Below are 10478 nucleotides of genomic sequence, written 5' to 3'. Positions count from 1 at the left end.
TTATGGCTTTCTCAGCAACGCCAATCGAAAAACAAAACTACTGAAGTGTTTGCGTCTAACTCGTACGCCTATTAAACCCAAAGTAAAATTAACAGGTGTGGATATTTCACGTTGTCCCTCTTGTGGAGGGGTTTGGTGTCAGATCCTAACACTGACTCCCAGTGGTGGATAAACACTTTGTAATTGCATACTTCTTGTTACGATGCCTGATCTGGGGAGGGGGAAGGTGTGTTTTCATGCGACAAGATATCTCATTGACCCTAGAATTTCAGAAAGCTGATCCTCCCATTTCGTGCAACATCAGTATTGGAAGTAAATAACAAAGCCCATAGGCGGTAGGCTAGCAAATATTCGCGGCATCGTTCAACATGGATTTGCGCAATTGCCGCGGAGCTTTGCTTCTCATATGATATCTTTATTGAAAGCCTTCATACTGTGCTTATGAAGGTCTTTTTTTCGGGCAACTGCGTAACCAATCCAGAGTGTTATGTGATGTCAGCGCCTTCTTCGAATTACTAACTAAATTCTTTCCACTCTTTCCATGCTTTTAAGTATTCAGTTACATTATCTAGATCATGCTTTACACTCAGACCTATACGACAATAGAGTTGAATGGTTACTTCATCTATCAATCTTTTTCTGTCAATCAATCCTTGTTCAAGTTGATCATACGCAGTGAATAAAGTTTCCATATTAAGATCATCGGATGATGAACAAAAGGCATATATAAAATCATAAATTAACGGCCCCACCATCGGAGAGGGATCAATAACACCAACTAATTTCGATTGATCATATACAAAATTATGGACGCCAGTATCACCATGTAATAAAAATCTATCACCTTGTTCTTTATCTTTCTCAAATAATGTATTACTGAGTGATTTTACAAATAAGTAATCTTCCTCTGCTAGATTATTTCTTATATTATCTTTTGCTTCTTCAATACTTATATCATTAAATTCTTTCCAGGAGTCACAAGGATATTCTATTCTTCCCCACTTGTCTGAGTCTTGATATTTAATATATTTATTAAATATTTCCTGGATAAGGACGGTTAACCAATCTTTTTTCTTACCACGATCAAAGTGAGTTCTCCCATCAATGTAATAATAAATAAAATATGATTTATCAGGATGAACATATAGAATTTCAGGTAGTAAACTTTCATTATAAGTATTCAATAACTGTTCAACTAATTGAATATTATTAGGGGAATCATACTTTAATATATACTTTTTGTTTTTACAAGATTCCAATCTAAAAACAAGACCATCTGTCGTTCCTTTCATTCTTTCAATATTCACAATTTCAATATTAATCTTTTGAGATTGAAATAGTCTGTTTATTGCTACTATAGTAGGATTAAGCATCATTTTCTCCTTATTGCTTTTGAATTTTTTTCATTGGTTCCATCTAACGTTCCTGTATTCACAACGTGCCAGCAACTTCATTGAAATTACTTTCATCAGATCTTAAATTAAGTACTTTAATCTTTTCCATTCTCTTGGGACATGTAACCATACAGCGGGATAAAAACATTCCTCAAAAAGATCATTCTTCGTGAATTCTTTAATCCACGAATTCGCCTATCCCTCTCATACAGATGGATAAACGACTTCGTCTATCCCCCTATGGGGGGATACGAAGCTATTCGCCCATAGTCCGAACCCATTCGATTCAAAGGACTCTGGATGCGATGAATCTTTGATGCCCGTATGCATATAACGTTCGGTTGTTTCCGCACCAGCGTTTCGTTACCTAGTATCTCTTGAATGTTCAATGATCCGCCATACCGTTCTCTCGAGCTTGATACGAAGAGTGTTCTGCAAAATGGGAAACGATCTTCGCAAATTAGCATTCCGCACGATTCATACATATTCACTTCATAAGCAATGAGTATACATTCGCTATCATCATTCTGTTCTCCTTCCAAAATCTAGTATATGATCGCTAGAAATTCAGACTAAAATAGACAAACCGCTCGTATGGGCAACCTTTATTACTAAATATTCCCATACTACAGATCATTCCTGACCCAGCGCTTAGGTATGAACGACTAACACTTACGAATCATATCTTTGATAAATTACCGTCCCCGAAATCGGTCATTGTTTCAGGACTCATGGTGAAGGGTAGAAATAGGTACAACGTAGTATCGAGGAAATCGAGTTCAATATAATGATTATTATAATAAGGGGGTCTAGCACGATGAATTTAACTGAGGATACGGATCGCAAAGAGACACATATCGAGAAAAAAACGGATAACAGTGCCGTACTTATGACTTTTATCAAATATGCGGCTTACATCATTATTTTCTTTGGATTTATATGGTTTATTGTCACTTACTTGCTTCCAATGTTTAACTAATAGTTTTTCACCTAACAGTTTCCGTATTAAAAACTTAAGAAAAGCCCCTTCTTTGTGAAGAGGCTTTCCTCATTTATCTACTAATCTATTACTGATATAGGGACTATAGAATTTATAGGAATCTGTTGGAATAGAGAAACCTTCCTCAGCTGCGGTGTATTGCCATTCTACCTCTAACGTAACTGGGTTAATCTCCAATATCCGCGAATGATCTCGGAGTGCATTCTTTTGTCCTATTGGTGATGACGGATTCGGCAGACCATAACCTCCCCAACCTCCGTTATAAAAGACAAGCAGATTGCATTCCATAACGAGGGTCCTCAAAATGTTCGTAGCTGTTGTATTTCCATACAATATTGCCATCCCAGTCCACCTGTACAAGATCCACATTATCCTCAATCCCAAATTCGGATCTCGCCTGCCCGTACTTCCGAGGACTTAACCTCTTAGGAAGTGTGCGGAACGGCTTCAGATCGATTCCTAATGTTGAAGACAGCAAAGAAACCACGAGATATCTCTCATGGTCTCTTTAATGATCCGTATTTAATTAATCTCTAGGATAATCAACCCTCATAATATCCAAAAAGGGGACTTTATTGAGCCCTTCAACATGTTGAACATGAACCAATCTTGTACGAGAATCCAAATTCACGATCACACCTCGTACCTGTTCCTCACGTCCCCAAACCGTTAAAAGTATCTCACTATCCTCATTTTTTGCTTCAACTAATTGATTTCCTAATTCCTCAAGTTCGAACTCGTCACGCGTCGGCCTTTTTTTTACCTTAGCCTTAGCCATATATATTTCACCCCTTGCCAAGCACAATCATATGTCAATTATACCTCAAATCTAGCAATTCGACATTTGATTTCCTACAATTACACTAATATGTTTGTTTTCGTTCTTTTTTCATCCCTGTCAGAAGTAGCATCACGAACGATATTAGAATCATGGTGATCGTCCACGCCCATGCTAACGTCATATTCCCTGAGTCCACTGCGACATATATGGCAGTCGGGATCGTCTGTGTTTTACCTGGAATATTCCCAGCAATCATCAGCGTCGCGCCAAATTCTCCAAGTCCACGAGCAAACCCAAGGATATAAGCAGATATTAACGAACGATACACTAATGGAAGTGTGATATAACGAAAAACTTGCCAATCCGTAGCTCCTATGGAACGGCCCGCATCCTCTAATTCCTTATCAACGGCAGTGAAACCAACCTTCATCGTCTGATATACAAGCGGGAAGGCGACAACAATGGAAGCAATCACCGCAGCCCACCATGTAAAAATAACAGGAGCTGAGAACATCCATTCCATAGCATGTCCCAGCCAGCTGTTTCGTCCTAAAAGAACTAATAATAAAAACCCAACAACTGTGGGAGGCAATACAAGCGGTAATATAAATAACGTTTCAATTAGCGTTTTTCCTTTGAACACTTTCCTAGACATCCACCAAGCGATACTTATTCCCAGTACCAAAGTCACTATACTTGATAATAGAGCAATCTGTAATGATAAACGGATCGGCGACCAATAGACCTGCCAATCCATATTCAAAGCTATCATTTAGGAATGGAAAAGCCATATTTAACGAATACATCTAGCGCCGGAGTTGACTGTAGAAAGGTATAGAACTCTTCCGCCTCCTTACTATGTTTTGTCTCTTTCACGATCCCTACAGGATATTCTATCTTAGCGTATGTACTGGGATCAACGGTAAATGCAATCTTTACCTTTTGCGAAGTCAAAGCATCCGTTTTATACACAAAACCTGCATCTACGTTAGTCGTCTCTACATATTGAAGAACTTGTCTTACATCTTTGGCTTGGACTAATTTAGACTGTAATTGATCCCATAATCCCAGATGGCTCAGAGCTTCCTTCGTATAATTACCCGCTGGAACACTTTCGGGAATACCTACGGCTACCTTTAGAAAAGCATCATTTACGAGGTCTTTTTCACTAGAAATAGCAACTTTAGATTCTTGAGGGATCACGACAACCAACTCATTATTAAGCAGGTTTTGTTGGTGCTGTACATCAATTAACCCCTTATCTATCAGTCCATTCATATTCTTAGGGGCAGCTGATAGAAATAAATCCGCTGGAGCCCCTTGCTCTATTTGCTGCTGTAGCGCACCTGAAGCACCAAAGTTAAAAAGAAGTTTTACCTGAGTATGATCTGCCTCATATAACGTTTGTATTTCCTGAAGCGCATCTGTTAAACTTGCTGCCGCCGAGATCGTTAATTCAACCTTTTCACTGGAAGAATTGCCACATGCCCCTAGGATCATTGACATGGTTAGTAGGATGGTCATAACAACACTATTTTTAAGTAAATTCATCATTTGATACCCCTTATGAATATAATCTATTATATTTAGATATAATTAGAATATATTATAGAGCGATTTCACTTATAAAGTAAACCATTATGATCTTCCTTGACATCGAGAGTATGTTACAATTAATGTGCTGATAGCGTCTCGATTATAATGACCATGGAGGTTCTAATGTCCATAAACGATATCTCATATACAACAGAGGAAATATCTAAACTCCTCAAAATATCTAAACTTACCGTTTATGATTTAATAAAAAAAGGTGAAATTATCTCCTATCGTGTCGGTAAACAGATGCGGGTAGATGCTTCTGACTTAGAAGCTTACAAGAATCGTACCAAAGGAATGCAAGGACTGGAGCGTGATGTGCTTCAACTTCAACACGATTCATCCGATGTGGTTCTCACTTCACCCTATTCCCATACTGTACGTCCAATCGTCATTACAGGTCAGGATATTAGTCTTGATATATTAGCTAAATATATGGAGCATAAGACGCCTGGGGTAAGACCTCTTCGCGCTTATGTAGGTAGTCTGGACAGTCTAATCTCCATGTACCGAGGTGAATCAGATCTCGTAAGCACCCATCTTCTCGATGGTGATACGGGAGAGTATAATCTTCCATTTATTCGTAGAGTTCTTGTAGGATCCTCGTATATTGTAGTTAATCTGTTACATAGAAAAGCAGGATTATACGTCCAACAAGGTAATCCCTTCAACCTTAAGAGCTGGCAAGACTTATCCACACCTAAACTCCGTATCGTTAATCGCGAGAAAGGTTCTGGGGCCCGTGTCCTATTAGATGAACAGCTTAGGCTCCATGGAATGACTAGTGAGCAGCTTGTGGGTTACGATGATGAACAATCTAATCATTTGGGCGTTGCCGCTAAAGTATCTTCTGGAGAAGCAGATGTGGGTATAGGGCATGCCAAAGCCGCATCGATAGTGGGTCATGTCGATTTCATACCCTTAATAGATGAACGCTACGATCTAGTCATGTTGAAGAAACCCAAGAATATAGTGTGGGTACAATCTGTTATCCAAATTATACAGTCTAATGAATTCAAGCAAGAACTTGCTGGAATCCATGGTTATGACCTGTCTCAGACGGGCCAAATTTTATTAGAAACGTAATAAATAACCTTAATTTACCCATAAAAAGCCTCGATGATCACGATAGATGTGATCATCGAGGCTTTTGTCTATTTACCTTTCATTCCTGTTCTACTTGATTTTACATGATCGTTCATAATACCTACAGATTGATCTAGAGCCGCATAAGTATACCACTCTTTGGTAATAGCTATAACTAACAGCTTGCGGGAGAGGGATAACAACTATGAATTTTTGGAATAAAACCATAACTAAAATATTTAAATCACCTTCAACAGTTCACAAACCATCAAATACAGAATCTCACAAGGAACCTTTAACAACAAAACTTCAAGAAAATATGCAACATATAAAAACAACACTTGGAAATAGTAGCGACCTTGTGATCCGTGAATTCATCATTGGCTCAGAGTATCAAATTCACGCAGCCATTTTTTACACAGATGGGTTAGCCGATAGCAAATCCGTTCAGCAATTCATTATGGAATCACTCTTGGTAGATATCCCGAAACTGGATGCTATAGACTCGTCAGATCAAGATACGACTCAGGTATTGAGAGACCATATTCTTACGGTTGGAGACGTTAAGGATGTGTCAGAATTCAGTTCCTTATTTACTTCCCTCTTGTCTGGTGATGCTATTCTCTTGTTGGATGGATATGACCAAGGATTCACCATTGGAATGCGGGGTTGGAAAGACAGAGCAGTATCGGAGACGACTACAGAAACCGTTATCCGAGGACCCAAGGAAGGTTTCACAGAAAGCTTACGTACCAATACTGCCTTAATACGTCGAAAAATTAAAGATCCTCATCTATGGCTAGAAACAAAGGAGATCGGAAGAGTAACCAAAACCGATGTAGCGATCATGTATATCAAGGGTATTGTGGATGACGCCATTGTAAAAGAAGTCCATGCACGTTTAGATCGGATAGATATTGATGGGATCCTAGACAGCGGATATATTGAAGAATTGATCGAAGATGAGACGTATACGCCTTTTCCTACGGTCTATCATACGGAACGCCCTGATGTCATTGCAGCCGACCTTTTAGAAGGAAAAGTTGCCATATTGGTGGATGGAACACCGATTGTACTGGTCGTTCCCACCATGCTCATCTCATTCCTACAAGCTGCGGAAGATTATTATCAACGCGCGGATGTCAGTACGCTGATTCGGATGCTTCGTTTTCTTACTATTTTCATTTCTCTACTAGGTCCCTCACTATATATAGCCATCACCACTTTTCATCAAGAGATGTTACCGACTCAACTGCTGATTAGTTTAGCCGCACAGCGTGAAGGAGTACCCTTTCCAGCATTCATTGAGGCTCTCATGATGGAAGTATCGTTTGAAATTCTGAGAGAAGCCAGTTTAAGATTGCCTAAAGCCATAGCACAATCGATATCCATCGTAGGAACATTAGTCATTGGAACAGCTGCTGTTGAAGCTGGGATCATATCCGCAGCCATGGTTATCGTTGTAGCGATTACCGCCATTTCTAGCTTTGTTCTGCCAGCCTATGACTTAGCTATGACCATCAGGATGCTACGTTTCGTGATGATGGGACTTGCTGCTTCCTTCGGTTTATTTGGTATTATCATCGGAATCATTGCCATTGTTCTGCACTTGTGTAGCTTGCGTTCTTTCGGGATTCCTTACATGAGTCCATTCGCTCCATTTATCCTTGACGATATGAAAGATACAATATTCCGAGCGCCCCGATGGGCCATGTTCACTCGTCCTCGTCTGATTAATCCTAAGAATATCAGACGTGAACAAAGCACTCCTCCACAAAAACCGCGAGACAATACAGGAGGTTGACCCATGAAGCGAACGGTACTCTTATTTGGTATTTGCATCCTATTAGTTGTATCAGTCACAGGTTGTTGGAGCCGTCGCGAACTAAATGACCTAGCGATTGCCGTAGGCTTAGGAATCGATAAAGTCGGAGAGAAATATCAACTTTCCGTTCAAGTAGTAGAACCAAGTGAAGTAGCAGGAAACAAAAGTAGAGGTACCTCACCCGTCACGATGTATCAAGCGACAGGTAACACACTATTAGAAGCACTTCGACAAATGACAACGATTAGCCCACGTAAGATTTATATAGCCCACCTTCGAATTGTAATTATCAGCGAAGCTTTGGCTAGAGAAGGAATCGGCGAAAGTTTAGACTTTTTGTCAAGAGATCCTGAAGCTCGTAATGACTTTTTCATTGTGATTGCCAAAGAATCTAAAGCTGAAGATGCATTAAAAATATTGACCAATCTGGAGAAAGTGCCCTCTGTTCGATTGTTTTCTACATTGGAGGCATCGGAGAAAGAGTGGGCACCTACAGCGGCTGTTAAATTGGATAAATTGATCTCTGATCTAGTGAGCAAAGGAAGACACCCTGTTCTAACTGGACTTAAAGTCATAGGAAATCGAAAATTAGGAGAAAAAAAAGAAAATGTAGAAACCATCTTGTCTCCTGCCGATCTACAGTATTCAGGATTAGCTGTGTTTAAGAGAGATAAACTCATTGGCTGGCTGAGTGAAGAAGAAGGGAAAGCGTACAACTATGTTAACAATAATGTTAAAAGCACGGCTGGCTCTGTTCATTGCCCTGACGGAGGAAGAATCACATTAAAAGTCATTCGGTCAGAGTCGAAGATTAAAGGCAGTATCCGAAACGAACGACCAAGGATTGATATCGAAGTGAAATCAGAAGCGAATGTGGCAGAGGTACAATGTCACCTTGACCTGAAAAGTACTGAAACCATCACGGAAATCGAGAAACTGTCGAACAGATGGACGGGAGAGTTAATTGAAAAGACAATTGCTCGAGTGCAAGAAGATTATAAAGTTGATATTTTCGGATTTGGAGAAGCCATTCGTCGCTCAAACCCAAAGGAGTGGAAAAAATTGTCTGAAAATTGGGACGAGACCTTCACTACTCTTCAGGTAAATGTAAATATGGTGAATAAGATTCAACATATTGGAAAAGTGACAAACTCGTTCCTAGAAGAAATGAAACCCTAATAAATGGAGTGAACTGAAAACATGCCTGAGAACGGAAAAATAAGTATTCGCCAATTCACCATCCTAGTCATGCTCATTACCATTGGAGATTCAATTCTTGTGTTGCCAGCCGTTACTACTTCCTTTGCGAAACAAGATGCATGGATATCTGCCATTATTGGGGTAAGTGTAGGTTTGTTGGTCGTCTACATGTTCAGTCTAGTCGGGAATCTCTATCCCAAATTGAGCTTGATTCAATCCATTCAGAAGATTTGTGGACCATGGGCTGGAACATTCATATCGATTATATTCCTTATTTACCCATTACTTACCCTGGTATTGTTTATCAGGGAATTAAGTGATTTCATGACTACTGAAATGATGCCTGACACCCCAGGACTAGCTATTCAAATCCTATTTGCATGTATTCTTGTCTTCGGGGTTCGTCTAGGGATTGAGGTCATTGCACGTACTGGAGAGATATTCTTACCCTTGATCATTTTTTTATTTCTCTTGCTCGTTATCTTTCTTTCCCCACAAGCAGAATTCGAGAAAATACAACCTATTCTAGAAAATGGAATAAAACCCGTATTGCAGGGCACTATCTCCTTTATAGCGTTTCCCTTTATGGAGCTAGTTGTTTTTTTAATGATTACTCCTTATGTAAATCAAGCCAAGAAACTAAAAAATGGTTTTTTACAAGGTGCACTATTAGGTGGAGTCGTATTAATTATACTTATCGTGATCTCCCTTCTTGTTCTTGGTCCCAGTCAGACTTCGAGAATCATATATCCAAGTTATTCCCTAGCAAGAAGGGTTTCTGTGGGTAGCTTTTTTGAGAGGGTTGAAGCTATGCTTGCCTTAACATGGTTGCTAACCATGTTTATGAAAAGCACTCTTTATTTTTATGTCTTCAATTTGGGATTAGCCCATTTATTAAAACTCAAGGTTTATCGAATGTTAACTTTACCTACAGCCATGCTAGTGATCGTTCTTTCGCCTATCATTGCCCCCAATATAACTTATTACAATAAAGTGATTACCGAATACTGGCCGTATTTTGACATCAGTTATGGCTTACTCTTACCGTTGCTGTTGTTCGGGGTCTATTTTATTCGAAAGAAGTTTAAACGTTCAACTAAATCTTGAAGGAAGAGGAGAACTCCGCATGCTATCTATAGCAGGAATCATTTTCATTGTTGCAGTCATTATAGTCATTGACGTCCCCCCTCTTTGGAGAAAGAAATTGTTCAAGGAGCTGTGGGTATTTTCCCTTCTCTTATTGTTCGGAACTGTATTAGCTATTACTCAAGCGCTGCATATCAAGGTTCTCAATCCTCTGGATTTGATCATAGCTATCTACAAACCCGTCGCTAATATGGTGGATATATGGTTAAAGTAAAAAATGGGTCTACCCTCTTTCAATGTCAACAAGCTCTAAATGCTGTTCAAACTCATCCTTGCTGCATACTTCCGTTCCTAATTGAGAAGCAGTTATGGAACCAGTAACTGTAGCCCACTGCATAGTATCTTGTACGATCTCCTGATCATTACTCAACCATTTTCAACTGCCAAATGAATGCTTCAGGGCTTGTTCGTCAACAACAAGAGTGTGATGAAATGACCCGCTACTAAAAA

Annotated in this window: 12 protein-coding genes and 1 pseudogene; 7 read left to right on the top strand and 6 right to left on the bottom strand. The window is 39.5% G+C overall.

The window, feature by feature from the left end; genetic code table 11:
* The coding region (locus J2T13_RS20185) for a zf-TFIIB domain-containing protein (protein WP_429374165.1) at positions 1 to 172 on the top strand (172 nt) is incomplete at its 5' end.
* A 343-nt stretch (positions 173 to 515) separates the two neighbouring features.
* Here the strand turns inward: J2T13_RS20185 and J2T13_RS20180 are convergent.
* Complete coding sequence (locus J2T13_RS20180; protein ID WP_429374163.1) at positions 516 to 1376, bottom strand: phosphotransferase; 861 nt, start codon at positions 1374 to 1376, stop codon at positions 516 to 518.
* Positions 1377 to 2211: 835 nt separating this feature from the next.
* Here J2T13_RS20180 and J2T13_RS20175 point away from each other — a divergent pair.
* Positions 2212 to 2373 carry a hypothetical protein gene (locus J2T13_RS20175; protein WP_429374162.1) on the top strand — a complete coding sequence of 54 codons (162 nt, stop codon included), beginning with the start codon at positions 2212 to 2214 and terminating at the stop codon, positions 2371 to 2373.
* Positions 2374 to 2460: 87 nt separating this feature from the next.
* Here the strand turns inward: J2T13_RS20175 and J2T13_RS20170 are convergent.
* From J2T13_RS20170 to modA, 4 genes and pseudogenes are all read right to left on the bottom strand, one after another.
* A pseudogene (locus tag J2T13_RS20170) lies at positions 2461 to 2682 on the bottom strand (thioredoxin); the annotation flags it as partial.
* A gap of 238 nt (positions 2683 to 2920) precedes the next feature.
* A complete protein-coding gene (locus tag J2T13_RS20165) occupies positions 2921 to 3172 on the bottom strand; it encodes a YolD-like family protein (protein ID WP_429374161.1) in 252 nt (83 codons plus the stop codon).
* 85 nt (positions 3173 to 3257) lie between these two features.
* The gene (gene modB / locus J2T13_RS20160) at positions 3258 to 3947 is read right to left on the bottom strand and encodes a molybdate ABC transporter permease subunit (RefSeq protein WP_429374160.1); all 690 of its coding nucleotides are present in this window, start codon (positions 3945 to 3947) and stop codon (positions 3258 to 3260) included.
* A complete protein-coding gene (gene modA, locus J2T13_RS20155) occupies positions 3944 to 4729 on the bottom strand; it encodes a molybdate ABC transporter substrate-binding protein (protein ID WP_429374159.1) in 786 nt (261 codons plus the stop codon). Before modA ends, modB begins: the two co-directional genes overlap by 4 nt.
* 165 nt (positions 4730 to 4894) lie before the next feature.
* On the opposite strand from modA, the gene J2T13_RS20150 reads away from it, so the two are divergent.
* From J2T13_RS20150 to J2T13_RS20130, 5 genes are all read left to right on the top strand, one after another.
* A complete protein-coding gene (locus J2T13_RS20150) occupies positions 4895 to 5857 on the top strand; it encodes a substrate-binding domain-containing protein (protein WP_429374158.1) in 963 nt (320 codons plus the stop codon).
* 205 nt (positions 5858 to 6062) lie between these two features.
* Positions 6063 to 7661: a spore germination protein gene (locus tag J2T13_RS20145; protein ID WP_429374157.1), complete on the top strand. Its 1599-nt coding sequence runs from the start codon at positions 6063 to 6065 to the stop codon at positions 7659 to 7661.
* Positions 7662 to 7664: 3 nt separating this feature from the next.
* Positions 7665 to 8861 carry a Ger(x)C family spore germination protein gene (locus J2T13_RS20140; RefSeq protein WP_429374156.1) on the top strand — a complete coding sequence of 399 codons (1197 nt, stop codon included), beginning with the start codon at positions 7665 to 7667 and terminating at the stop codon, positions 8859 to 8861.
* Between the two features lie 21 nt (positions 8862 to 8882).
* Positions 8883 to 9989: a GerAB/ArcD/ProY family transporter gene (locus tag J2T13_RS20135; RefSeq protein ID WP_429374155.1), complete on the top strand. Its 1107-nt coding sequence runs from the start codon at positions 8883 to 8885 to the stop codon at positions 9987 to 9989.
* A 19-nt stretch (positions 9990 to 10008) separates the two neighbouring features.
* Positions 10009 to 10242, top strand: a complete 234-nt coding sequence (locus tag J2T13_RS20130; protein WP_429374154.1) for a hypothetical protein — start codon at positions 10009 to 10011, stop codon at positions 10240 to 10242.
* Positions 10243 to 10251: 9 nt separating this feature from the next.
* On the opposite strand, the gene J2T13_RS20125 is transcribed toward J2T13_RS20130, so the two are convergent.
* Positions 10252 to 10398 (bottom strand): hypothetical protein, encoded by a 147-nt coding sequence (locus J2T13_RS20125; RefSeq protein ID WP_429374153.1) that lies wholly within the window; start codon positions 10396 to 10398, stop codon positions 10252 to 10254.
* Positions 10399 to 10478: the final 80 nt, after the last annotated feature.

It is taken from the genome of Paenibacillus sp. DS2015 (genome assembly GCF_050433705.1).
Classification (GTDB): Bacteria; Bacillota; Bacilli; order Paenibacillales; family Paenibacillaceae; genus Paenibacillus_AQ.
This window is presented reverse-complemented; position numbering and strand designations above follow the sequence as displayed.